This window comes from Streptomyces sp. NPDC037100 (genome assembly GCF_055606225.1).
The window spans coordinates 399,435-420,928 of record NZ_JBVJSX010000008.1 but is presented as its reverse complement, the minus strand read 5'-3'; the positions used below and the strand labels follow the sequence as shown (position 1 = coordinate 420,928).

General features: G+C 71.1%; 23 protein-coding genes. 12 read left to right on the top strand and 11 right to left on the bottom strand.

Annotated features, from left to right (window positions below; translation table 11 throughout):
• Positions 1-201, bottom strand: a 201-nt coding sequence (locus tag ACZ7EG_RS26940; protein ID WP_388325161.1) for a cbb3-type cytochrome c oxidase subunit I, incomplete at its 3' end; no start/stop codon positions are given.
• 105 nt (positions 202-306) lie between these two features.
• Here ACZ7EG_RS26940 and ACZ7EG_RS26935 point away from each other — a divergent pair.
• Both ACZ7EG_RS26935 and ACZ7EG_RS26930 read left to right on the top strand, forming a co-directional pair.
• Positions 307-867, top strand: a complete 561-nt coding sequence (locus ACZ7EG_RS26935) for an RNA polymerase sigma factor (protein WP_471083938.1) — start codon at positions 307-309, stop codon at positions 865-867.
• Positions 860-1,900: a CU044_5270 family protein gene (locus tag ACZ7EG_RS26930; RefSeq protein WP_471083935.1), complete on the top strand. Its 1,041-nt coding sequence runs from the start codon at positions 860-862 to the stop codon at positions 1,898-1,900. The genes ACZ7EG_RS26935 and ACZ7EG_RS26930 overlap by 8 nt, the downstream gene beginning before the upstream one ends.
• 83 nt (positions 1,901-1,983) lie before the next feature.
• Here the strand turns inward: ACZ7EG_RS26930 and ACZ7EG_RS26925 are convergent, their stop codons facing one another.
• The gene (locus ACZ7EG_RS26925) at positions 1,984-2,349 is read right to left on the bottom strand and encodes a nuclear transport factor 2 family protein (RefSeq protein ID WP_471083932.1); all 366 of its coding nucleotides are present in this window, start codon (positions 2,347-2,349) and stop codon (positions 1,984-1,986) included.
• A gap of 257 nt (positions 2,350-2,606) precedes the next feature.
• Entirely contained in the window at positions 2,607-4,361 is a 1,755-nt protein-coding gene (locus ACZ7EG_RS26920; RefSeq protein WP_471083929.1) for an ABC transporter ATP-binding protein, read from the bottom strand.
• A gap of 171 nt (positions 4,362-4,532) precedes the next feature.
• Here ACZ7EG_RS26920 and ACZ7EG_RS26915 point away from each other — a divergent pair, with 171 nt between their 5' ends.
• From ACZ7EG_RS26915 to ACZ7EG_RS26900, 4 genes are all read left to right on the top strand, one after another.
• Positions 4,533-5,621: an S-(hydroxymethyl)mycothiol dehydrogenase gene (locus ACZ7EG_RS26915; RefSeq protein WP_471083926.1), complete on the top strand. Its 1,089-nt coding sequence runs from the start codon at positions 4,533-4,535 to the stop codon at positions 5,619-5,621.
• Positions 5,621-6,250 carry an MBL fold metallo-hydrolase gene (locus tag ACZ7EG_RS26910; RefSeq protein ID WP_388325183.1) on the top strand — a complete coding sequence of 210 codons (630 nt, stop codon included), beginning with the start codon at positions 5,621-5,623 and terminating at the stop codon, positions 6,248-6,250. The genes ACZ7EG_RS26915 and ACZ7EG_RS26910 overlap by 1 nt, the downstream gene beginning before the upstream one ends.
• A 90-nt stretch (positions 6,251-6,340) precedes the next feature.
• A complete protein-coding gene (locus tag ACZ7EG_RS26905) occupies positions 6,341-7,255 on the top strand; it encodes an SDR family oxidoreductase (RefSeq protein WP_471083922.1) in 915 nt (304 codons plus the stop codon).
• Between the two features lie 182 nt (positions 7,256-7,437).
• Complete coding sequence (locus ACZ7EG_RS26900; protein ID WP_471083919.1) at positions 7,438-8,133, top strand: L,D-transpeptidase family protein; 696 nt, start codon at positions 7,438-7,440, stop codon at positions 8,131-8,133.
• Positions 8,134-8,164: 31 nt separating this feature from the next.
• On the opposite strand, the gene ACZ7EG_RS26895 is transcribed toward ACZ7EG_RS26900, so the two are convergent.
• From ACZ7EG_RS26895 to ACZ7EG_RS26880, 4 genes are read right to left on the bottom strand one after another with little or no spacing between them, the layout of a single operon-like run.
• Entirely contained in the window at positions 8,165-9,364 is a 1,200-nt protein-coding gene (locus tag ACZ7EG_RS26895; protein ID WP_471083981.1) for a Gfo/Idh/MocA family protein, read from the bottom strand.
• A 29-nt stretch (positions 9,365-9,393) separates the two neighbouring features.
• Positions 9,394-10,743: an ABC transporter substrate-binding protein gene (locus ACZ7EG_RS26890; RefSeq protein ID WP_471083916.1), complete on the bottom strand. Its 1,350-nt coding sequence runs from the start codon at positions 10,741-10,743 to the stop codon at positions 9,394-9,396.
• Positions 10,744-10,753: 10 nt separating this feature from the next.
• Positions 10,754-11,677, bottom strand: coding sequence for a carbohydrate ABC transporter permease (locus ACZ7EG_RS26885; protein ID WP_471083913.1), 924 nt, complete (start codon positions 11,675-11,677; stop codon positions 10,754-10,756).
• 18 nt (positions 11,678-11,695) lie between these two features.
• Positions 11,696-12,661: a carbohydrate ABC transporter permease gene (locus tag ACZ7EG_RS26880; protein WP_471083910.1), complete on the bottom strand. Its 966-nt coding sequence runs from the start codon at positions 12,659-12,661 to the stop codon at positions 11,696-11,698.
• Between the two features lie 170 nt (positions 12,662-12,831).
• Between ACZ7EG_RS26880 and ACZ7EG_RS26875 the strand changes: the two genes are divergently transcribed.
• Positions 12,832-13,992 (top strand): ROK family transcriptional regulator, encoded by a 1,161-nt coding sequence (locus ACZ7EG_RS26875; protein WP_471083907.1) that lies wholly within the window; start codon positions 12,832-12,834, stop codon positions 13,990-13,992.
• A 151-nt stretch (positions 13,993-14,143) separates the two neighbouring features.
• Complete coding sequence (locus ACZ7EG_RS26870; protein WP_471083904.1) at positions 14,144-14,329, top strand: hypothetical protein; 186 nt, start codon at positions 14,144-14,146, stop codon at positions 14,327-14,329.
• Between the two features lie 237 nt (positions 14,330-14,566).
• On the opposite strand, the gene ACZ7EG_RS26865 is transcribed toward ACZ7EG_RS26870, so the two are convergent.
• Positions 14,567-15,913, bottom strand: a complete 1,347-nt coding sequence (locus ACZ7EG_RS26865; protein WP_471083901.1) for a S1 family peptidase — start codon at positions 15,911-15,913, stop codon at positions 14,567-14,569.
• A gap of 122 nt (positions 15,914-16,035) precedes the next feature.
• The gene (locus tag ACZ7EG_RS26860) at positions 16,036-17,025 is read right to left on the bottom strand and encodes a hypothetical protein (RefSeq protein WP_471083898.1); all 990 of its coding nucleotides are present in this window, start codon (positions 17,023-17,025) and stop codon (positions 16,036-16,038) included.
• A gap of 24 nt (positions 17,026-17,049) precedes the next feature.
• On the opposite strand from ACZ7EG_RS26860, the gene ACZ7EG_RS26855 reads away from it, so the two are divergent.
• Both ACZ7EG_RS26855 and ACZ7EG_RS26850 read left to right on the top strand, forming a co-directional pair.
• The gene (locus ACZ7EG_RS26855) at positions 17,050-18,228 is read left to right on the top strand and encodes a MalY/PatB family protein (protein WP_471083895.1); all 1,179 of its coding nucleotides are present in this window, start codon (positions 17,050-17,052) and stop codon (positions 18,226-18,228) included.
• A 30-nt stretch (positions 18,229-18,258) separates the two neighbouring features.
• Positions 18,259-18,639 carry a PPOX class F420-dependent oxidoreductase gene (locus ACZ7EG_RS26850; protein ID WP_471083892.1) on the top strand — a complete coding sequence of 127 codons (381 nt, stop codon included), beginning with the start codon at positions 18,259-18,261 and terminating at the stop codon, positions 18,637-18,639.
• 133 nt (positions 18,640-18,772) lie between these two features.
• Here the strand turns inward: ACZ7EG_RS26850 and ACZ7EG_RS26845 are convergent, their stop codons facing one another.
• Together ACZ7EG_RS26845 and ACZ7EG_RS26840 are read right to left on the bottom strand one after the other, a co-directional pair.
• On the bottom strand, positions 18,773-19,183 hold the full coding sequence (locus tag ACZ7EG_RS26845) for a Zn-ribbon domain-containing OB-fold protein (RefSeq protein ID WP_351630145.1): 411 nt from the start codon (positions 19,181-19,183) through the stop codon (positions 18,773-18,775).
• 150 nt (positions 19,184-19,333) lie between these two features.
• Complete coding sequence (locus ACZ7EG_RS26840; protein WP_471083979.1) at positions 19,334-20,002, bottom strand: TetR family transcriptional regulator; 669 nt, start codon at positions 20,000-20,002, stop codon at positions 19,334-19,336.
• Between the two features lie 217 nt (positions 20,003-20,219).
• Here ACZ7EG_RS26840 and ACZ7EG_RS26835 point away from each other — a divergent pair, with 217 nt between their 5' ends.
• Positions 20,220-20,945, top strand: coding sequence for a peptidoglycan-binding domain-containing protein (locus tag ACZ7EG_RS26835; protein ID WP_471083888.1), 726 nt, complete (start codon positions 20,220-20,222; stop codon positions 20,943-20,945).
• A gap of 9 nt (positions 20,946-20,954) precedes the next feature.
• A complete protein-coding gene (locus tag ACZ7EG_RS26830; protein WP_471083885.1) occupies positions 20,955-21,443 on the top strand; it encodes a flavin reductase family protein in 489 nt (162 codons plus the stop codon).
• Positions 21,444-21,494: the final 51 nt, after the last annotated feature.

The window sequence follows — 21,494 nt, the reverse complement described above, 5'->3', positions numbered from 1 at the left end:
CAGCAGCATGATCGTGCCGTGCATCGTGAACGCCTGGTTGAACTGCTCGTTCGACATGATCTGCAGGCCCGGACGGGCCAGCTCGGCGCGCATGAACAGCGCCATCACGCCACCGATGACGAAGAACGCGAACGACGTGACCAGGTACATCGTGCCGATCGTCTTGTGATCCGTGGTCGTCAGCCACTTGAGGTGCCTCATGCCCCGCCTGTGTCCGCGCCCCGCCCCGGCGTCACACTTCACCGACGCGACGAGAATCACGAAACCGGGTGTGACGATCGAGAAGGTGCCGGACACGAACGGGACATGAGCAACGACGAGATCTTCGCCGCTGCCTACCGCGAGCACTACTGGGCGGTCAGCCGCTATGTCGCGCGGCGACTGGACGGGCGGACCGGCGAGGTGGAGGAAGTGGTGGCGGAGGTGTTCACGGTCGCCTGGCGGCGCCGGGCCGACCTCCCGGCCGCCGCGCTGCCCTGGCTGTACGGCGTGGCACGCAACTGTCTGGCCAACGCGGTACGCGGACACGGACGCCGCCGCCGGCTCGTCGACCGGCTCGGCAACGACGACACCGCGCACGGACGGCACATCACGGCGGGCCCGGAGGCCGACACCCCCGGCGGCTGGGTGCACGAGGCGCTCGCCCGGCTTTCCGCGGCCGACCAGGAGGTGCTGCGGCTGACGGCCTGGGAGGAACTAGGCGTCGACGAGGTCGCCGTCGCCCTCGGCTGCGGCAGCCGGGCCGCCGCCATGCGGCTGCACCGGGCCCGGCGCCGCCTCAGAGCCGAGATCGACCGTCTGCGTCCCGAGTCCTCGAACGCCGAGCACCCCTGCATGACCGCCCCGAAGGAACACGGCCATGGCTGACGAACTCGAACTGCTGCGCAGCGCCGACCCGGTGCCGCCCGACGGCCCCCACTTCGGCGACGGCCCCCTGGACCACAACGCCGAGCACCGGCTGGAACAACTGCTGCGGGACCGGCCGGATCGGGCCCCCGGACGTCTGCGGGACCGGCTGCTGCCGGGGCCCGGCCGCTCCCGCGCGCGGTCCGGGTCGGCGTGGGGGCCTCGGCTGGCCTGGGGGCTGGTCGCCGGCGCCGTCGTCGCGACTCTTACCCTCACCTTCGTGCTGAGCGGCCCGAGCACCACACCCGCGGTCGCGGCGCCCCGAGCCCTGGTGATCGAGTCGGGCTCCACGCCCGTACCCCTGGACCGGCTGGCCGTGCGCGCGGCGGCCGAGGCGGCGGCCGACGGCTCGCCCCGCCTCCGCAAGGGCACGCACGTGCAGTCCTGGAGCCTGGGGATGTCGGACGACAAGCCTCCGATCACCTTGCCGCAGGAGCGCATCGTGCGCTGGCGGCCCGACGGCAGCCACACCGAACTCGTCGTCGCGACCGACCCGAGACACCCGGGCAGGCCGGCCCTGTCCGACGAGGGCGGTGCACCGCGGCTCGTCCACGACCGCCACGTCCTGCTCGACCGGACGTACCCACCGAGCTGGAGCGACGCCCCGCCCCAGTCGCCCCCGCCTCACGATCCGGCCCGGCTGCGCGCCTACCTGACGGAGTCTCAGTTCACCGAAACCCCGCTGACGACGCCCGAACTGCTGGACGCCACGGCGACGCTGCTGGACCACTGGACCCTCGGCGCACGTGAGAGCGCGGCGCTCGTCCGGCTCCTGGCCGACGCCGAAGGGCTGCGGCCGGCCGGTCAGGTGACCGACCGGCTGGGCCGGCGTGGCCAGGCCTATGTGAACGACTCCCGTGGCGTCCGCCGCATGCTGATCATGGACCCGGCCACCGGTGCCGTCCTCGGGCTGGAGAGCACCCTCACGGCCCCGGAGCCCGCGTTCGGTGTCCAGGAGGGCGACGTCATGTCCTACAGCGCATGGATGCGCTGATCACACCGGCGCCCCCGAGGTGTCGGAACGGCCGCCCCGGACAGCAGCAGGGCGCCGTGCCCGCCCGCTCGGCGAGGCTCCCGTCACTCGTCCCAGGCCTGGACCAGTGTCTGCTCGGTGATCTTGCCGCCGCGCAGCGACAGCATGGACTCGGACAGGACGCGCACTCCGTCCGCGTACTCGCAGCTCTCGCTGTACGCGGCCTCGTCGCCCTGGATGACGCAGCGCTCCAGCTTGTGCGACATGTCGCGGCTGTAGACGTCCTCCAGCATCCGCCCGATCTCGTTCCGGCCGTGCAGGACCTTGGGGTGGCTGGGCTGGGTCGTATGGTCCACGATGCGCAGCTCGGCGTCGTCGGCGTAGAGGGAGAGCAGGATGTCCGGGGTGTGACCTTCCAGGCCCTGGCGCAGGGTCTCTCGGTCGAAGGCGGGGTCTGCCGCGGTTCCCATGATGACCTCCTTCGAAGGGCCGCGGCCCTTCGGGAGCGGGCCGCGAAAGGCCTCTCCCGTCGAGCGTCCTCCCGCCCGGCGGGCTCGGCAAGCGCAGTACGGACACGGGGCCCGACGGCCGAGCGGAACCGCCCGCCCGGGTCCGCCGGGGGCCCGCTCGCGTTGCCACAGGCGCGATCTCAACCCGACGTACTCTCGGCGCCGTCGGTCTCGCCGCCGGGGTCACCGGCCCCGCCGCGCCGATCCCACGCCCGGGCTCAGTCCGCCGTGGCGAGGAACTGCGTCGCCGCCAGCTCCGCGTAGAGCGGATCGGCCGTCACGAGCTCACGATGGGTGCCGACCGCCCGGACCCGGCCCGCGTCCATCACCACGATCCGGTCGGCCATCGTCACCGTGGACAGCCGGTGCGCCACGACGAGGACCGTGGTCGTCCGGGCCACGTCCGCGACGGTGTCGCGCAGCGCCGCCTCGTTCACCGCGTCCAACTGCGAGGTCGCCTCGTCGAGCAGCAGCAGCCGGGGGCGGCGCAGCAGCGCGCGGGCGATGGCGACGCGCTGGCGCTCACCGCCGGACAGTTTGGTGCCGCGGTGCCCGACCAGCGTGTCGAGGCCACCGGGCAGCCGGGCCACCAGACCGTCGAGACGGGTCGTCTTGAGCACCCGCGCGAGGGCGTCCTCGTCCGCCTCCGGATTGCCCAGCAGCAGGTTGTCCCGCAGGGAGCCCGACAGGACCGGCGCGTCCTGCTCCACGTAGCCGATCGCGGCACGCAGATGGGTCAGCTCCCAGTCGTTCAGGTCCCGCCCGTCCACTGTGATCACGCCGGACTCGGGGTCGTAGAACCTCTCGATCAGGGAGAAGACGGTGGTCTTGCCGGCGCCGGACGGGCCGACGAACGCCGTCATGCCCTGCGCGGGCACCGTGAACGTCACTCCGTGGTGGACGTAGGGCAGGTCGTCGGCGTAGCGGAAGCGGACGTCGTCGAAGGCGAGGGCGGCGGGCGGCGCGCCGGGGGAGGGGAGCGGCGCCGCCTCGGCGGCCGGCTCGGCGGGAAGGCGCAGGGCCTCCTCGATACGGGTCAGGGCCGCGGCGCCCGTCTGGTACTGGGTGATGGCGCCGACGACCTGCTGTATCGGCGACATCAGGTAGAAGACGTACAGCAGGAACGCCACCAGCGTGCCCACGTCGACCGCGCCGGTCGCGACCCGTGCGCCGCCCACCGCGAGCACCGTGATGAAGGCGATCTGCATGGAGAGCCCCGCCGTGTTGCCGGCGGCGGCGGACCACTTGGCGGCCCGCACGCTCTGCCGCCACGACTCCTGCGCCGCCTCGTGCAGCGTCCGCTCCTCGCGGTGCTCCGCGCCGGACGCCTTCACGGTGCGCAGGGCGCCCAGGATCCGCTCCAGCGAGGCGCCCATGACGCCCACCGCGTCCTGCGCCTGCCGGCTCGCCTTGTTGATGCGCGGCACGATCACCCCGAGGACCACGCCCGCGCCCAGGATCACGGCCAGGGTGACGCCCAGGAGCACGGCGTCCACCAGGCCCATCATCACCACCGTGGCGGCGAGCGTGAGCCCGCCCGTGCCCAGGCCGACCAGCGAGTCGGTGGTGACCGCGCGCAGCAGGGTCGTGTCGGAGGTGATGCGGGCCATCAGATCACCGGGTTCGCTGCGGTCCACGGCCGTGATGCGCAGCCGCAGCAGATACGACGACAGGGCGCGCCGCGCGCCGAGCACCACCGACTCGGCGGTGCGGGTCAGCACGTACGAACCCAGCGCTCCCACCGCCGCGTTGGCCACGACCAAGGCCGACATCGCGAGCAGGGCGCCGGTGATGGCCCGGTCGTGCGACAGGTCGTCGATCAGGCCCCGTGCGACCAGCGGCAGCAGCAGCCCGGTCGCCCCGGTGACCAGTGACAGCAGCGCACCGGCGAACAGGGACCAGCGGTGCGGCCGTACGTATCCGAGGAGCTGTCGCCAGGCGGGGGTGGCGGTCTCGGTCTCTGCGATGCTCACGGCGCTCCCTCGGCGTCGGCGGAGCGTTCAGGCTACGTCGCCGCCGACCCGTGCGGCCTGGCCTTTCGCGGCTTTCCGTGCGGAGCCGGGTGGCCGATCCGCGCCCCTTACCGATCAGTCGCGCGTAGGGTCGGAAGGGAACGGACCCCGGCCGACGAAGGAGTCAGCACCATGGCCCAGGAAGTACGCGGCGTGATCGCCCCCGGCAAGGACGAACCGGTGCGGATCGAGACGGTCGTGGTGCCCGACCCGGGGCCGGGCGAAGCCGTGGTGCGGGTGCAGGCCTGCGGGGTGTGCCACACCGACCTGCACTACAAGCAGGGCGGCATCAACGACGAGTTCCCGTTCCTGCTGGGCCACGAGGCCGCGGGCGTGGTCGAGGCGGTCGGCTCCGGTGTCACAGATGTCGAGCCCGGTGACTTCGTGATCCTCAACTGGCGTGCGGTGTGCGGAAAGTGCCGGGCCTGTCGGCGCGGGCGGCCCTGGTACTGCTTCGACACGCACAACGCGCAGCAGAAGATGACCCTCGCCGCGACCGGCCAGGAGCTGTCCCCGGCCCTGGGCATCGGCGCCTTCGCCGAGAAGACGCTGGTCGCGGCCGGCCAGTGCACCAAGGTCGACCCGGGCGTCGCCCCGCAGGTGGCCGGGCTGCTGGGCTGCGGTGTGATGGCCGGCATCGGCGCCGCGATCAACACCGGGAACGTCGGCCGGGGCGACTCGGTCGCCGTGATCGGCTGCGGCGGTGTCGGCGACGCGGCCATCGCCGGATCGCACCTGGCCGGAGCGGCGACGATCATCGCCGTCGACATCGACGACCGCAAGCTGGAGACCGCCCGCTCCATGGGCGCCACGCACACCGTCAACTCGCGTGAGAACGACCCGGTCGAGGCGATCCGCGAGCTCACCGGCGGCTTCGGCGCCGACGTCGTCATCGAGGCCGTCGGCCGCCCCGAGACGTACAAGCAGGCCTTCTACGCCCGTGACCTCGCGGGCACGGTCGTCCTCGTCGGCGTCCCCACACCCGAGATGAAGCTCGAACTGCCGCTGCTCGACGTCTTCGGCCGCGGCGGGTCCCTCAAGTCGAGCTGGTACGGCGACTGCCTGCCCTCCCGCGACTTCCCCATGCTGATCGACCTGCATCTGCAGGGGCGTCTGGACCTCGGCGCGTTCGTCACGGAGACGATCCAGCTCGACGAGGTGGAGAAGGCGTTCGAGCGGATGCACCACGGTGACGTGCTGCGCTCGGTGGTGGTGCTGTGATGACGACCCGCATCGAACACCTCGTCACCTCCGGCCAGTTCAGCCTCGACGGCGGCACCTGGGACGTCGACAACAACGTGTGGATCGTCGGCGACGACCACGAGGCGATCGTCATCGACGCCGCCCACGACGCCGACGCCATCGCCGAGGCCGTCGGGGACCGACGGCTCACCGCCATCGTGTGCACGCACGCCCACAACGACCACATCGACGCCGCTCCCGCGCTCGCCGAGCGCACCGGCGCCACCATCTGGCTGCACCACGACGACCTGCCGCTGTGGAAGCAGACCCACCCGGACCGCGAGCCGGACGCCTGGCTCGTCGACGGCCAGACGATCGAGGCCGGCGGCGCCGACCTGAGGGTCCTGCACACCCCGGGGCACGCGCCCGGTGCCGTCTGCCTCTACGACCCGGGACTGGGCACCGTCTTCACCGGCGACACCCTCTTCCAGGGCGGCCCCGGCGCCACCGGCCGGTCCTTCTCGCACTTCCCGACGATCATCGACTCGATCCGCGACCGGCTGCTGAGCCTGCCGCCCGAGACGACGGTCCGCACCGGCCACGGCGACTCCACGACCATCGGCGCGGAGGCCCCGCAGCTTCAGGAATGGATCGCCCGGGGCCACTGACCGCGTGTCGCCGGTAAAAGGCGACAGAAGATGTCCGGCTTACCCGTGACCCTGGAGGCGACAAGCAGCCACGGTCACGGGAGGTCGGACATGTCAGCTCCGTTGCAGGACAAGGTCGCACTGGTCGCCGGGGCGACCCGGGGCGCGGGACGGGGGATCGCCGTGGAACTCGGCGCGGCCGGCGCCACCGTCTACGTCACCGGCCGCAGCACCCGCGCCCGCCGCTCGGAGTACGACCGGCCCGAGACGATCGAGGACACCGCCGACCTGGTCACCGCCGCCGGCGGCAGGGGCGTGGCCGTCCCCACCGACCACCTGGACCGGGCGCAGGTCAAGGCGCTCGTGGACCGGATCGCGGACGAGCAGGGCCGCCTCGACGTCCTCGTCAACGACATCTGGGGCGGCGAGAAGCTCTTCGAGTGGGAGACCCCCCTGTGGGAGCACGACCTCGACAACGGCCTGCGCCTGCTGAGGCTCGCCGTCGAGACGCACGCCGTCACCAGCCACCACGCCCTGCCCCTGCTGCTGCGCACCCCCGGCGGCCTGGTCGTCGAGGTCACCGACGGCACCGCCGACTACAACGCCGGGAACTACCGCGTGAACTTCTTCTACGACCTTGCCAAGGCCTCCGTGCTGCGCATGGCCTTCGCCCTCGGCCACGAACTGGGCCCGCGCGGCGCCACCGCCGTCGCCCTCACTCCGGGCTGGCTGCGCTCGGAGATCATGCTGGACGCCTTCGGAGTGCGCGAGGAGAACTGGCGCGACGCCCTGGAGCGCGTCCCCCACTTCGCCATCTCCGAGACCCCGCACTACGTGGGCCGGGCCGTGGCCGCACTCGCCGCCGACGCGGACGTGGCGCGCTGGAACGGGCAGTCGCTCTCCAGTGGCGGACTCGCCCAGGAGTACGGATTCACCGACCTCGACGGCAGCCGTCCGGACGCCTGGCGTTACCTGGTGGAGGTCCAGGACGCGGGGAAGCCGGCGGACACGACCGGCTATCGATGACCTGGGCGACCCGGAAGCCGGCTGTCAGCAATACCCCACCTTGCACGGATACGCCCCCTCCGTGCCGGTGGGGTATGTCACTGTTCCGTCCCAGCGCGCCCGACCGCACAACCGGAACCGTTCTCCGTCCGTCTAGCTGGCAGACATCACAGACTCGTTTTCGCGAAAGGGCATGACCAGCCATGGGGGACGTACGCAGACGGAGCGCCGTCGCACTGGGGATCACCGGTCTGGTGGCCCCGCTCACACTCGCACTCGGCGCCGCACCGGCCCAGGCCGCGAGCTGCACCACGCAGGCCGGCCCGTACCAGAAGAAGGTCGAGAAGTTCCTCGGCCGTCCGGTCGACGGCAAGCAGTCCGCCGCCGACTGCAAGGCCATCAAGGCCTTCCAGACCAAGCACGGCATCTCCCCGAACATCGGCTACGCCGGCTCGGTCACCTGGGGGGTGATGGACCTGATGCAGAAGCAGAAGGCCGTCGGCAAGACCCCCAACAAGGACGGCAAGTGCCCGGTGAACAAGGGGCGCATCGCCTGTGTGAACCTGACGCTCCAGCTGAGCTGGATCCAGGACGGCGAGAAGCTCGTCTACGGCCCCGTCCCGGTGCGCACCGGCCGCGACGGGTACGAGACCCGCACCGGCCTGAAGAAGATCTACTGGCGCAACATCGACCACGTCTCGTCCATCTACGACGTGCCGATGCCTTACGCGCAGTTCTTCGACGGCGGCCAGGCCTTCCACTCGGTCGGCGTCAGCATGTGGAACCCGCCGGGCTCGCACGGCTGCACCAACATGACGAAGACCGACGCCAAGAAGTACTGGTCGCTGCTGAAGAAGGGCGACGACGTCTTCGTCTACGGCCGCAAGCCGGGCACCTGATACCGGGCACCCGGCTCGCACCCGGCGCCCCCTACTGTGGCGCGTCCCCGAAGTCCGGGATCTCCAGCCTGACCCCGCCCTGCCGGGCGGACTCGTGCGCGATGATGCCCGGCAGGGTGTAGCGGGCCGCCACCCAGGCGTTGACCGACGGCAGCGTGCGCTCGTTGACCGCGGTCACGAAGTCGTCCACCAGGAAGTGGTGGCTGCCCTCATGGCCGTTGTGGAGGTGGTCGAACTCCCTCGGCAGCCGAGCCCGGTCGTGCACCGGCGCGGAGCCGGAGGTGAAGGCGGCCCGCAGCTCCGGCGCGATGTGCTGCAGCGAGGGGTCGTCGGGCGCCATGGTGGGCTTGGGCTCCAGCAGTTCGCTGATGTCCTTCACTCCCTGCTTGTCCTGCCACAGGGCGACCGTGGCGAGCTGCTCCATGCTCGCCTCGGTGCCGAAGAAGCGGAAACGCGACTCCCGTATGTGCGAGGGATAGCCGACCCGCCGGAACTCGTTCGTACGGAACGAGCCGCCGCCCGCCACCTCGAACAGCGCGGTGGCGTTGGAGACGTCGTTGCCGAACTGGCTGACGTCCTTGTCGAAGACGCCGTCGCCCCGGTCGTCGACGACACCGATCGCCGACACGCTCACCGCGTGCGTCTTCCAGGCGCCCAGCACCCCGCCGACCGCGTGCGTCGGGTACAGCAGCGGGGGATAGCTGGCGGTCGCCTTCCAGTTCTCGCCGCCGCTGTACTGGTAGGCCTCGTAGAACCCCAGGTCCATGTCGTGGACGTAGTCGCCCTCGGCGTAGAAGAGCCGCCCGAAGGCGCCCTCGGCGATCTGGTTGCGGGCGTGGACCGTGGCCGGGTTGTACTCGCTGGTCTCGCCCATCATGTACGTCAGCCCCGTGGCCTTGACCGCGTCGATGATCGCCGCGATCTCCTCGGTGCTGATCGCCATGGGAACCGCGGAGTACACGTGCTTGCCCGCGTTCAGGCCCTGGAGCACCAGCGGCCCGTGCGTCCAGCGCTGGGTGAAGATCGCGACGGCGTCGACGTCCTCCGACTCCAGCATGGCCTGGTAGGACGGGAAGGTGCCCGCCAGCCCCTGGGCGGAGGCGAGTTGGGCGGCCCGCTCGGGCAGCAGGTCGGTGACGTAGACGCCGCTGATGCCGGGGTGGGCCTGGAACAGGGTGGCGAACTGGCCCGAGAACTGTCCGGCGCCGACGATGCCGAGGGAGAACGTCATGGGGGGCGTGCCCTTCACTGGTTCGGGGATCACTGCGAAAGGATCAGGTTGATCTGTTCATTGGTCTGGTCGAGGCTGCTCACGGGCTTTCCGTTGCCGTAGATGTCCTCCATCGCGGGGGCCATCAGCGCCGTCATGTCCGCCGAGTAGCTGGCGATCGGATAGGAGAAGGTCCGGAAGTCCTTCTTGTCGGCCACGGGTTCGGTGAACGCCGAGACGTCGATGCCCTTCTTCCGGTACGCGGCGACGGCCGCCTCGGTCCCGGCCGGGGTGGCGGGAAAGACCACCCCGGACCTGCCGACGACCCTCTGGCAGCGGTCCGAGGCCAGGTAGGCCACCCACTTGCGGGCGCCCGCCTTGTTCTTCGAGGCCTTGGTGATGGAGTCGGCGAGGCCGTTCATCATCGTGGCGCGCTTGCCGGTCGGGCCGGTCGGTGTCAGGGCGGTCTTGATGTCCTTGCCCTTGAAGCCGGCGTACGTGGAGATCATCCAGGCCCCGTCGAACGCGGTGGCCGCCTTGCCCGCCGCAACCTGGGTGTTCGCCTGGTTGGACTGGACGTTGTAGTCGGACAGCGGCGGCATGTAGCCCTTCTTCGCCAGGCCGAAGTACCACCGGACGACCGACTGGAAGGTCTTGCTGTCGTACTGGTACTTCGTGCCCCAGCGCGGCTTGTCGAGGTAGCTCCACCCGGCGGAGGCGGCGAAGTTGCTCCACTGGGTCTGGCCGTCGCCGAACCCGCCGCCGCCCGTGGCCATGCCGTAGACCTTGACGTTGTTCCTGTCGAAGCCCGGTTCGTCGCCCCGCTTGCCGTTCCTGTCGACGGTGAGGTGGGCGATGGCCTTCTCGAAGGTGCCGCCGTCCTCCGGGTTCCAGGAGAGGTCGTTCAGCTGCTCGGGGGTGAGCCCGGCCGCCCGGGTCATCTTGGAGTTGTAGAACAGCGCGACCGTGTCCCAGTCCTTCGGGGCGCCGTAGCGGTGGCCGTCCTGGCCGATCCAGTTGGCGGCGAGTCCCGGCTGGTAGTCCGAGTCCTTGATGCCGAGGTCGTCGAGCGGTTCGAGGACCTTCAGGTCGGCGAACTGGCCGAAGTTCTGGATGTGGTCGGTGAACACGTCCGGCTGGGTGCCCGCGATGAACCCGGCGGTGAGCTTGGTCCAGTAGTCGCTCCAGCCCAACTGAGTGATCTTCACCTTCAGTCCGGGGTTCTCCTTTTCGAAGCCCTTCGCGCAGGCCTGGTAGGCGGGCAGTTGGTTGGCGTCCCACAGCCAGTACGTGACCGTGTTCGCGGAGGATCCGGCGGCGCCTCCCTGCGCGCATCCGCTGGCCAGGGACAGCGCCAGCGCTCCGGTCGCCGCGACGAGCGGACGAAGTCGAATTCGCATCACAGTCCCCTTACTTGATCCCGGTGAAGCCGATGGAGCTGACGATGCGGCGGGCGAAGCAGGCGAACAGCACCAGCATCGGCAGCGCGGCGATCAGCGTCGCCGCCATGAGCCCGGACCAGTCGACGCCGGTCTGCGGGGTCTGCGCCCGGAAGACCGCCAGCGCCACGGTCAGCACACGGGAGCTGTCGCTGTAGGAGACCATCAGCGGCCAGAAGTAGTCGTTCCAGGAGGTGATGTACGTCAGCACGGCCAGCGTGATGATCGGCGTGGACGCCATCGGCAGGACCACCCGGAAGAAGATCTTGATCTTCCCGGCGCCGTCCAGCAGGGCGGCCTCCTCGACCTCCTTCGGGATGTTCATGAAGAACTGGCGCAGGAAGAACACCGCGAACGGCGTCATGAACATGGTGGGCAGCGCGATGCCCAGGAGCGTGTCGATCAGGTGCAGCTGCTTGATGAGCACGAAGTTCGGCAGCAGCGTGAAGATGGCCGGCACCATCATCCCGGCCAGGAACAGCCCGAAGACCTTGTCCCGGCCCCGCCAGCGCAGCCGCGAGAAGGCGTAGGCGGCCATCGCGGAGAAGAAGATCTGGCATCCGGTGATCAGGGTCGAGACCAGCACCGAGTTGAGCAGGTAGCGCCAGAAGTCCAGCCCGCCGCCCGCGCCGCCCTGCGCGACGGCCTCCTCGGCCGACTGCAGGCCCAGGGCCCGTTCGAAGCCGCTGGTGGTGAGGTCCACCGGCAGGGGGTTGGTGGGGTCGGCGCTCAGGCCCGCGTTGGTGGACAGCGCGGTGCGCAGGATCCAGTAGAACGGCAGCAGGGTGATGAGGAGGATCAGTCCCATCACGGTCCAGGCGGCGGCCCGCCCGAAGGGGAACCTGCGCCGGACCGGCCGCTGGGTGGTCGGTGTCGTTGTCGTCACGGCAGCCATGGCGGTGTCTCCCTTCCGTCAGCCGAGGTCGGTCCGGCCGGCCCGCGTGAGCCGGTACTGGAGGACGGTGATCGCGCTCAGCACGACCAGCAGGGCGACGGACATGGCCGAGGCGTAGCCGAACTGGAAGCGGCCGAAGGCCGAGCCGTAGATGTAGTACTGCAGGACGTTGGTGGCGTTCGCCGGACCGCCCGCGGTGGTCACGGCCACGGTGTCGAACACCTGGAACGACCCGATCACGGTCATGATCAGCACGACCGCGAGCACCGGCCGCAGCAGCGGCATGGTGATCCGCCAGAACATCCGCCACTCGCTCGCGCCGTCCACCCGTGCCGCCTCGTACATGTCGTTCGGGATCGCCTGGAGACCCGCGAAGAGCAGCAGTGCGGTGTACCCGACGTGCCGCCACACGTTGATGAGCGCGATCGTCGGGATGGCCCAGGTCTCGTCCGCGAGGAACGGGATGCGGTCCACGCCGAGGCCGCTGATGATCTCGTTGCCGATGCCGAGCTGGGTGTCGAGGATCCACAGCCAGACCAGACCGGCGACGACGTTCGACATCAGATACGGGGTCAGCACGATCCCGCGCAGCATCGCCGACTGCGTGAGCCGCTGGAGCAGGACGGCGATGGCGAGCGCCGCGACCGTCTGGACGCCGATGTTGATGACGACGTACTCGACGGTGACCCACAGGGAGTCCCAGAAGATGGGGTCGTTGACCATGCGGACGTAGTTGTCCAGACCCACCCACTCCGCGGGCGTCAGCAGGTTGAAGCGGGTGAAGCTCAGATAGATGCCCCGGAGCGTCGGCCAGAGCAGGAAGACCAGGAAGCCGAGCAGCGCCGGCGCGATGAAGAGCGCGGCCAGCCGGCCGTCCCCCCGGTCCTCGCCGGACACCCCCTGTCGCGGCCCGGTCCTGCTGAGGGCCTCCGCCGCGTCGCCCGAGGGCAGACGCGAAGGAGGACTACTGGAGGCGATGGTCATCGGGAGACTCCCTCGCTGCGGCGGCTCGTCCTCTGGCGGGACTTACTTTTGGTGCGAAACAATTGCTGCGTCAAGGGGCCTGCAAACATCTTTTCCCAGGCCCGAACCCTGCATAGAGTGGTCATGTTGGTTTCAGTGCGAAAAAAACGGGTGAGAGGAGCGGACCTTCCATGACCGAAGGAACCTCCGGCTGGCTGCCGCTGAGCCCGGGCGAGCGCTCCGTGGCGATCGAAGTGCTGGTCCACGGTCCGCTGTCGCGCACGGAACTCGCCCGCAGGCTGGGGCTGTCGGCCGGCAGCCTCACCCGCCTGACCAAGCCGCTGATCGAGTCGGGTCTGCTGGTCGAGGTGCCCGAGGCGGGGACGCCCGCGGAGGCGCGCCAGGGCCGCCCCTCGCAGCCGCTGGACGTCGTCGCCGACTCCGGCTTCTTCCTCGGCTTCAAGATCACCGAGGACGCGGTCTACGGCGTCGTCACCACCCTTCGGAGCCATATCGTCGCCCGCCACGACCGCGCGCTCACCACCCATGACCCCGCCGAAGTCGCCGACGTGCTGGCCGAGATGACCGCCGAACTGGCCAAGAGCCACCCTCGCCTCGCCGGGGTCGGCATCGGGGTCGGCGGCTTCGTCCAGGACCGTGCCGTGGTCGGCGAATCCCCGTTCCTGCTGTGGCGGGACGTCCCCCTGGCCGAGCTGGTCGAGGAGCGCACCGGCCTGCCGGTGGTCGTCGAGAACGACGTCGCGGCCCTGGTCGAGGCGGAGACCTGGTTCGGTGCCGGGAGGGGACTGGACCGTTTCGTCGTCCTCACCATCGGCGCCGGCCTCGGCTACGGGCTCGTCCTGGGCGGCAGGCGAGTGCCCTTCGCGGAGGAGGACCGCGGCTTCGGCAGGCACTGGATCGTGGACTCCCACGGGCCGCTCACCCCGGACGGCAGGCGTGGCAGTGCCGTCTCGCTGCTGACCATTCCCAGCATCCGCTACCAGATCCGGGCCGCCACCGGCGAGGACCGCACCTACGAAGAGATCCTCGCCCGAGCCGCCGCCGGGGACCCGATGCCCGCCCGGGTCGTCTGTGAGGCGGCGCGGGCCCTGGGCACGCTCGTCGCGCAGATCTCCAACTTCGTGATGCCGCAGAAGATCCTGCTCGCGGGGGAGGGCGTCGGGCTGATGGACGTGGCCGGCAAGACGGTCGAGGAGACGGTGCGTGAGCTCCGGCACCCGCTCGCCGCGCCGGTCGGCCTGGAGACGAAGGTGTCCGACTTCCACGACTGGGCCCGCGGTGCGGCCGTGCTGGCCATCAAGGTGCTGGTGCTGGGATCGGCCGAAGCGTGAACCGCGGCGAACTTCCCGGAGGCGAAAGGTACTCACAGGCGGCTGATGTGAACAGCCTCACGTTTACCGGGAGATGGACGTGATCAGCAACACTGTCCGAAATGACCGTTTAGCTCGTGATTACTCACATCGCCTTCACGTCCGGCGACGTATGCTTCACAGCATGTCCACCACTGTTGAAACCTCATCCGAGCGATCGGCTGACGAGGTCAACGAGGAGATCCGTGCGCTGTGGCGCCGGTCGGGCGGGACACTGAGCGTCGAGCAGCGCGAGGAGTACCAGCGGCTCGTCCTGGAGTGGGCCGTCGCGGCCCCGCAGTCGGCGCCCGCGACCTGACCCTCGTCCCGGGCCCGCTGACGCATCGGACCCTCGTCGAAGGGCACCCCTGATCCAATGGGTGCCCTTCTCGCGCTGTCCTCGGCCGTCGTCCACGGCATCGCCGCACCCCGAGCTCTCGGCTTCGCACGAGCAGGGTGGTGCCCCCGCCGCCGCCGGCGGTCCGCTGCTCCGGCGCGCACATCACTGCTCACGCCGGGCTGACGGGACACCCGGCGACGGCCGGCCGGCACGTCATCATCCCCAAGTCGCCGAGTAGTACTGGCGATAGGCCTTACGGTCCTGCTCGGCGCGGATCCAGCGGGTCGCCACCAGCGCGACGAGGCTGCCCGCGATGACGAGCATGCCGGGGCCGACATTGCGCGGGTCGGTGAGGCGGCTCAGCAGTGTCGACACATCCGTGCCCGTGATCGGAGCCGACGTACCCGGCGAGGCCGCGCCCTGCGACGGCGACGGGGCGGGAGCGGGGCCCGTGCCGCCGGCCGACTTGGCCACGATCAGCTTGACGCCCAGCTCGGTCAGTGCCTGCGTCACCGGCTGGAAGAACGTCGTACCGCCCGCCTTGCAGTCCCCGCTGCCGCCCGACGTCAGGCCGAGCGCGATGCCGTCGGCGAACATCGGGCCTCCGCTGTCACCGGGTTCGGCGCACACGTTCGTCTCGATGAGGCCGCTGACCGTGCCCTCGGGGTAGTTGACCGTCGCGTTGAGCGCGGTCACCTCTCCTTCGCGCAGTCCGCTGGTGCTGCCGCTGCGGAAGATCTTCTGCCCGACCTCCGCGTCGGCGACGCCCGTGATCCGCACGCCCTTGCCGTCACCGACCGCCACCACGTCCGCGCCCTTGCCCGCTCGGCCGGCGTCGTACTTCACCAGCGAGTAGTCGTCGCCGGGAAAGCTCCCCTTGAGCGAGGTGCCGACCTGTTGCCGGCCCCGGTCGTCGGCGAACCAGACGGAGCCGTCGGGACCGCAGTGCCCCGCCGTGAGGATGAAGTCGCTCTCCCCGTCGGTCACGTTGAACCCCGCCGAACAGCGCCCGGCGGTCGACAGGATGGGCTGCGCGCCGTTGATTCGTGTCGTGAACGTGCCCTCGGTGCGCTCCATGCGCACGAAGGAACCGATGCCCTCGGCGACCTGGGTCATCCTGGACCAGGCCGAGGCGGAGACGGTGCTGTCGCCCCGTACCACCACCTGATTGTTCTTGTAGTCCAGGGCCCACGAGGTGCCGGAGACCCTGGGGGCCGAACGCAACGTCGCCGCAGCGGACTTGAGGTCGCTCATGCTGTGGCTGACCATCTTGGCCTGCGCCCCGGCGCGCTTCACCTCGGCGGCCGCCTTCTCGTCGGTCACCGCGACGACCGGCCGCCCGGACTTGTCGATCCAGCTGCCCGCCGTACGTGTGTTGCCGAGCCGGGACACGAGGTCGGTGCCCTCGCCGGTCGCCGGCGGTGCGGTGAACGGGACGCCGATGACCGGGGCCGATGGCTCACTCGCCACGGCGTTGGTGACCATGGCTCCTCCGAGAAGGAGTCCGCCGACGGCCGCCAGCCGTGTCACTCGCCGGACGACCCGTCGTCGTGCGTGCCTCATGCATGGCTCCCGAACCCGAACATCACGGTGCGAACACCGCAGGGCCCTCCTTGAGTTGAGTGCCCCTCATCCATACGGGGCGCAGCCCTGCCGCGTTCAGCGCACCGGTGATCTCTTCGGCGTCACCCGGCGACCGGGTCAGCGAGCAGGGGCCTGCTGCGAGCGTCGCCCCACACCGAGCCCGGATCGACATAGGGGCGCAACAGGCCGGTGAGCGCCGGCTCCCCGCGGCCGTTCAGCTCATCGGAGGCGATCTTGCGGGCGATCCCGGCGAGGAAGTCCGCCACCTGCACCCGTGCGTCGTCACGTGCCACGACGAGCCGCAGCCCCACCAGACCGATCCCGGCCCGCCGGGCCGTCTCCTCGATCCACGCGATGCGGTCGGGCGTCAGCATGTTCGGCCGGTCGTGCACGAGGTGGACCGGCCGGCCGTCACGGCTCCAGAGCGCGGCCGTGCGCACGACAGCCGGGAGGAGCGGGTTGAGCAGCGGGATCAGCGGCGGCCCGGCCAGGAGCCCCTCCCGGTACGACACCGCGCGGGGCCGGGTCGCGGCAAGCCGCTCCAGGATGCTCGCCGCGTCCGTCCGCGGCCGTGCCCGGAGCAGGGTGTCGACGGTGCCGTAGAAGCCGCCCACCGGGTCCCCGTTCTGACGGACCCGCAGCAGCCGGTTGGCCGCCTCCAGGAACGCCCGCCAGCCGGCGTCCCCGAAGGCCGGGCGCCCCGCGCGGAACAGAACGGCCGCCTCGACCGCGTCGTCGAGCAGCAGGCCGAGCGTCCGGTCCACCACGAAGAACGTCTTCTCCATGAGGTGCACGCGCGCCCGCCCGTGGATCGGCCCCCGCGGCGCGAGCAGCCACTCCAGCACCGCGCGGTGCTTCTCCCGCAGCAGATGGTTCGCCTTGTACTCCTCCGCCGGTGACCGGATCCGGTCCCGGATCTCCCGCACCGTCGCCGCGGCCGCCGCCTCGGACAGCGAGACGCCGGCGTGCGCGAACACGTCCGTGTTCCCGCCGGTGAGGTTCTCACCGTCCGACCCCGACTCGTCGCAGGCGACCTCCAGGACCGCGTCCGCCGCCCCGCCCCGCTCCCCGTCCGCAGGATTCCCGCTCACCGCACAGCCCCCTATCGTGTGCCCATGACCAGGATCCCGCACGAGTCGTCCGGTGAACCGAATCCCCTGGAAGCCCTCACCCTCCCCCGCCTCCGGCAGCGCACGAGCATGAAGTGGCGCACCCACCCCGAGGACGTGCTGCCGCTGTGGGTGGCCGAGATGGACGTGCCGCTCGCGAAGTGCGTCGTGCGCGCCGTCACCGACGCGCTCCACCTCGGCGACACCGGCTACCCGGCCGGTACCGGCTACGCGCAGGCCCTGGCGGACTTCGCCGGGAAGCGGTGGGGCTGGGACGGGCTCGCCGTGGAGCGCACCGCGCTCGTGCCCGACGTCATGCTGGGTGTCGTCGAGATGCTCAAACTGGTCACCGGCCCCGGCGACACCGTGGTCGTGAACTCGCCCGTGTACCCGCCGTTCTACCTGTTCGTGGAGCACATGGACCGCCGGGTGGCCGAGGCCCCGCTCGGGGCGGACGGGCGTCTGGACCTCGACGTCCTGGAGGAGACCTTCCAGCGGGCCGTGACGGACCGGAGACGGGCCGCCTACCTGCTGTGCAGCCCCCACAATCCGACCGGCGCCGTGCACACCTCCGAGGAGCTGTCCGCCGTCGCCGCCCTCGCCGAGCGGTACGGCGTGCGCGTCGTCGCCGACGAGATCCACTCCCCGCTCACGCTCGGAGACGCCGGCTTCGTGCCGTATCTGAGTGTGCCGGGCGCCGAGCGGGGCCTGTCGCTGATGTCCGCCTCGAAGGGCTGGAACCTGCCCGGGCTCAAGGCCGCCCTCGCGATCGCCGGGCCCGGGGCCGCCGCGGACCTTGAGCGGATGCCCGAGGAGGTGGGGCACGGCCCCAGCCACGTCGCCGTCATCGCCCACACCGCCGCCCTGCGCGACGGCGTCACCTGGCTGGACGCCCTGCTGGCCGGCCTCGACGCCAACCGGTGGCTGCTCGCGGACCTGCTGGCCGAGCACCTGCCGGCGATCCGTTACCGGCCGGGCGACGCCACCTATCTGGCGTGGCTCGACTGCCGCGCCCTGGGACTCGGCGACGACCCGGCCGACGTCTTCCTGCGCCACGGCAGGGTCGCCCTCAGCTCCGGCCGCCCCTTCGGCGCGGGCGGCGCCGGCCATGCCCGCCTCAACCTGGCGACCTCGCAAGAGGTGCTCACGGAGGCGGTGCGCACAATGGCGGCGGCGCTCCGCTGAGCGTCGGGACACGCTCGTACACTGCCCGCCATGGACGACACGACGCTGGACGCACTCGGCGCGGGAAAATACCTGCTGATCACCAGCTACCGCAGGAGCGGCACACCGGTCGCCACCCCGGTCTGGGTGGTGCGCGACGGTGCGGCGCTCGGCGTGTGGACGCCCGCCGACTCCTGGAAGGTGAAGCGCATCCGCAACCGGGCCGACGTACTGGTCGGCCCCTGCGACCTGCGTGGCAATCCCACCGGCGACCAGGTGCCCGCGACGGCGGAGATCTGCGACCCCGTCACCACCGCCCGCTACCGGCAGCTGATCGCCCGCAAGTACGGTCTGACGGGCCGGCTCACCCTGCTCGGCAGCAGGTTGCGTCGGGGCGTGGACGGCACCGTGGGGATCCGCATCACCCTCTGACGGCCGTCAGGCTTCCGCTCGGCACACCCCTGAGGCCGCAGCCCCCTGGCAGGGGAGGGCAGGCGGCCGACCGGAGCTCCGGGACGGGGCCGGCCGGTGCACGCCGACGTACTGCTCGCCGGCTGAGGGAGCGTCAGCTCCAGGCCCGGTACGGCTCGTCCAGGAGCTGGAAGACCGGCTCGCCCCGTACCGGGTCCTTGGCCGTGGACAGCCGCACCCGGTCACCGCTGTGGATGCCGATCGGCGGGCCCATCACCCGGCCGCGCACCACGAAGCCCTCGGCCATCTCGATCAGGGAGACGTTGCGCGCCGCGGGGGTGTTGCGGTGCACCACGGTGGAGTGGCGCACCGTGCCCGTGCCCTCGGCCCGCTCCGTGCGCAGCTCGCTGCCCCGGCAGACCGGACAGAGCAACCGGTGGTACATGGCCGTGCCGCACCAGGTGCAGCGCTGGTAGAGGATGGCCTCGGAGTCCTGGCCCCTCGGGTCGAGCAGACCCGTCGCGGAGCCGGCTGCCTGCTGAGTGACGCTTCCTGAGTGATACACGCTGGTCAACTCCCTGCACTCGGCCGGAATCCGCGTACGCGATCACTCGCGCACACGGGTGCGCGGCTCGCCGTGCCACCGTGCACGCAGCACAGAGTATGGCACTCAGTGCCACTCGTAAAGGCACTCCGTACCCTCAATGTGCGGAGCTCAGCCCCGCCCCAGCGTCGTCTCGATCTCCTGCACGACCCGCCACAGCGGTGCCCCGCGCCGCGACACGACGACCACCACGTCCTCCGGCTGCTCCACTGCGGGCGGCACCGGTACGCCTCCGAACGCCGACTGCACATAGGCCAGCGCGCGGTCGACCGCCGCGCTCGCCTCGCCCTGCCCGTCCGAACGCAGCCAGGAGCGCAGCGCGTTGTTGTGCGCCGCGACCACCGCCGCCGCGATCACGTCGGCCCGCAGGGTGCCGTCCCGGCAGGCGGCGAAGCGCCGGCGCAGGTACGCGGCGAGGGCCCGCTCGTAGCGCCACACCACCGACAGTTCGTAGGCGCGCAGCCCCGGGACCTGCTTGGTGAGGCGGTAGCGCTGCACGGAGAAGGTCGGGTTCTCGGCGTACATGCGCAGCACGAGCCGGGCCGCGTCGCAGACCCGCCCCACGGGTTCGTCGTCGTCGGAGCCGTCCGCCAGGAAGGCCGTCATGTCGGCCAGGCAGCGCTCGTGGTCCGGGAAGACCACGTCCTCCTTGGAGGGGAAGTAGCGGAAGAACGAGCGCCGTCCGACTCCGGCGAGGGCGACGATGTCGTCGACGGTGGTCTGCTCGTACCCCCGCTCCAGGAACAGCTGGAAGGCCGCCGCCACCAAGGCGTCCCGCATGGGCGGCTTCCCGGTGCCCGCCTCGGCTTTCTCGGAGCTCATGGGCGCGAACGTAGCACCCGGAAGGGACATGGCACTCGGTGCACTCGCCTGGAGGTACTGAGTGCTCTGACCATCGGTCGTGACCGGCCGCTGAACCCCGGCCGCGGCGGCCGCGTATCCAACGTCGGACGATCCTCGAAGACGGGCGCCACGGGCCCGGACGAAGGAGAACAACGTGTCGACACCGTCCGAGCCCAGGCCGCCGCAGGACGGCCCGGCCCTCGAACCCATCCGCGTCCTGCGGCCCCGCCGCACCGACGCGCTCGCCGAACTGATGCGGGAGTTCCGGCGGGAGACCGGTCAGGAACCCGGCGGCTACGAGTCCGTCGCGCTGCCCGGACCGCCGGCCGGCTCCGAGGCCCTGACCCAGGAAATCCCGCCCGTCGCCCGCGAGATGCGCCGGCGCACGGACGCCGTGCCCCCGGGAGCCGGGCTGCGCCGCGCCGCCGTCGCGGTGGCCGTCCTCGCGGCCGCGGTGATCGGCTTCGGCGGTGCGCTCCTGCTCCGCGGCGACCACACCGACGACAGCGCGGCGCCCGCGCCCGGGCCACCCCGGTCCGCCGCCTCCACCCCTGACCCCACCCCCACACCTACACCCACCCCCACACCCACACCCACGCCCTCGCCCACCCCGCCCGCCGCCGCACCCGTGGACCCGGACGGCGTCGGCACACTGCGCGAGGGAGCATCCGGCCCGGAGGTGACCGAACTCCAGCAACGCCTCCTGCGCATCCCGGACGTCTACCGGGACGGCTCCACCAGCGGTCGATACGACCCCACCCTCACCGCGGCGGTCGCCCGCTTCCAGCTCTGGTACGGCATCCGCGGCGACGAGACCGGCGTCTACGGCAACGACACCCGGGCGGCCCTGGAGTCCCGCACCCCGGCGGGCACGGGCTGATGTGTGACCATGGCCGGCATGGACGAGTTCATCGACCGGCTGAACCCCGAGATGTACGTGGTCACGGCCGCCGCGGGGGGTGAACGGGCGGGCTGCCTGGTCGGGTTCGCCTCACAGTGCTCGCTGCGGCCCGTGCGGTTCGTGGTGTGGCTGTCCGAGCTCAACCACACCTTCCGGGTGGCCCGGAACGCGGAGGTCCTCGCCGTGCACCTGCTCGACCGCGAACAGCACGCCCTCGCCGAGCTGTTCGGCGGGCACACCGGCGACCGGACCGACAAGTTCCAGGACGTCCCCCTGCGGGAGGCGTACGGCGGGGCCCTGGTCCTGCAGGACGCGCCGGCCTGGTTCGTCGGCCGGATCGTGACGCGCGCGGGCGGCGGCGACCACATCGGCTTCGTCCTCGACCCGGTCGAGTGGGGCGGCGACCAGGAGGACGACGGGCCGCTGCTGCGCCTGTCCGACGCCGTCACCATCGACCCGGGCCACCCGGTCGACTGACGACGCTCCCTGTTTCGTCGAACGCCGGGCAACGGCTGGGAAAAGCAGCGG

Excerpts from the sequence above, each read along its gene's own strand:
- ACZ7EG_RS26850 (WP_471083892.1), top strand. The coding sequence starts at position 18,259 with ATGGACGACACGACGCTGGACGCACTCGGCGCGGGAAAATACCTGCTG.
- ACZ7EG_RS26910 (WP_388325183.1), top strand. The coding sequence starts at position 5,621 with ATGACGACCCGCATCGAACACCTCGTCACCTCCGGCCAGTTCAGCCTC.
- ACZ7EG_RS26830 (WP_471083885.1), top strand. The coding sequence starts at position 20,955 with ATGGCCGGCATGGACGAGTTCATCGACCGGCTGAACCCCGAGATGTAC.
- ACZ7EG_RS26840 (WP_471083979.1), bottom strand. The coding sequence starts at position 20,002 with ATGCGGGACGCCTTGGTGGCGGCGGCCTTCCAGCTGTTCCTGGAGCGG.
- ACZ7EG_RS26865 (WP_471083901.1), bottom strand. The coding sequence starts at position 15,913 with ATGAGGCACGCACGACGACGGGTCGTCCGGCGAGTGACACGGCTGGCG.
- ACZ7EG_RS26905 (WP_471083922.1), top strand. The coding sequence starts at position 6,341 with ATGTCAGCTCCGTTGCAGGACAAGGTCGCACTGGTCGCCGGGGCGACC.
- ACZ7EG_RS26890 (WP_471083916.1), bottom strand. The coding sequence starts at position 10,743 with ATGCGAATTCGACTTCGTCCGCTCGTCGCGGCGACCGGAGCGCTGGCG.
- ACZ7EG_RS26875 (WP_471083907.1), top strand. The coding sequence starts at position 12,832 with ATGACCGAAGGAACCTCCGGCTGGCTGCCGCTGAGCCCGGGCGAGCGC.
- ACZ7EG_RS26880 (WP_471083910.1), bottom strand. The coding sequence starts at position 12,661 with ATGACCATCGCCTCCAGTAGTCCTCCTTCGCGTCTGCCCTCGGGCGAC.
- ACZ7EG_RS26855 (WP_471083895.1), top strand. The coding sequence starts at position 17,050 with ATGACCAGGATCCCGCACGAGTCGTCCGGTGAACCGAATCCCCTGGAA.
- ACZ7EG_RS26915 (WP_471083926.1), top strand. The coding sequence starts at position 4,533 with ATGGCCCAGGAAGTACGCGGCGTGATCGCCCCCGGCAAGGACGAACCG.
- ACZ7EG_RS26900 (WP_471083919.1), top strand. The coding sequence starts at position 7,438 with ATGGGGGACGTACGCAGACGGAGCGCCGTCGCACTGGGGATCACCGGT.
- ACZ7EG_RS26930 (WP_471083935.1), top strand. The coding sequence starts at position 860 with ATGGCTGACGAACTCGAACTGCTGCGCAGCGCCGACCCGGTGCCGCCC.
- ACZ7EG_RS26870 (WP_471083904.1), top strand. The coding sequence starts at position 14,144 with ATGCTTCACAGCATGTCCACCACTGTTGAAACCTCATCCGAGCGATCG.
- ACZ7EG_RS26895 (WP_471083981.1), bottom strand. The coding sequence starts at position 9,364 with ATGACGTTCTCCCTCGGCATCGTCGGCGCCGGACAGTTCTCGGGCCAG.
- ACZ7EG_RS26925 (WP_471083932.1), bottom strand. The coding sequence starts at position 2,349 with ATGGGAACCGCGGCAGACCCCGCCTTCGACCGAGAGACCCTGCGCCAG.
- ACZ7EG_RS26885 (WP_471083913.1), bottom strand. The coding sequence starts at position 11,677 with ATGGCTGCCGTGACGACAACGACACCGACCACCCAGCGGCCGGTCCGG.
- ACZ7EG_RS26935 (WP_471083938.1), top strand. The coding sequence starts at position 307 with ATGAGCAACGACGAGATCTTCGCCGCTGCCTACCGCGAGCACTACTGG.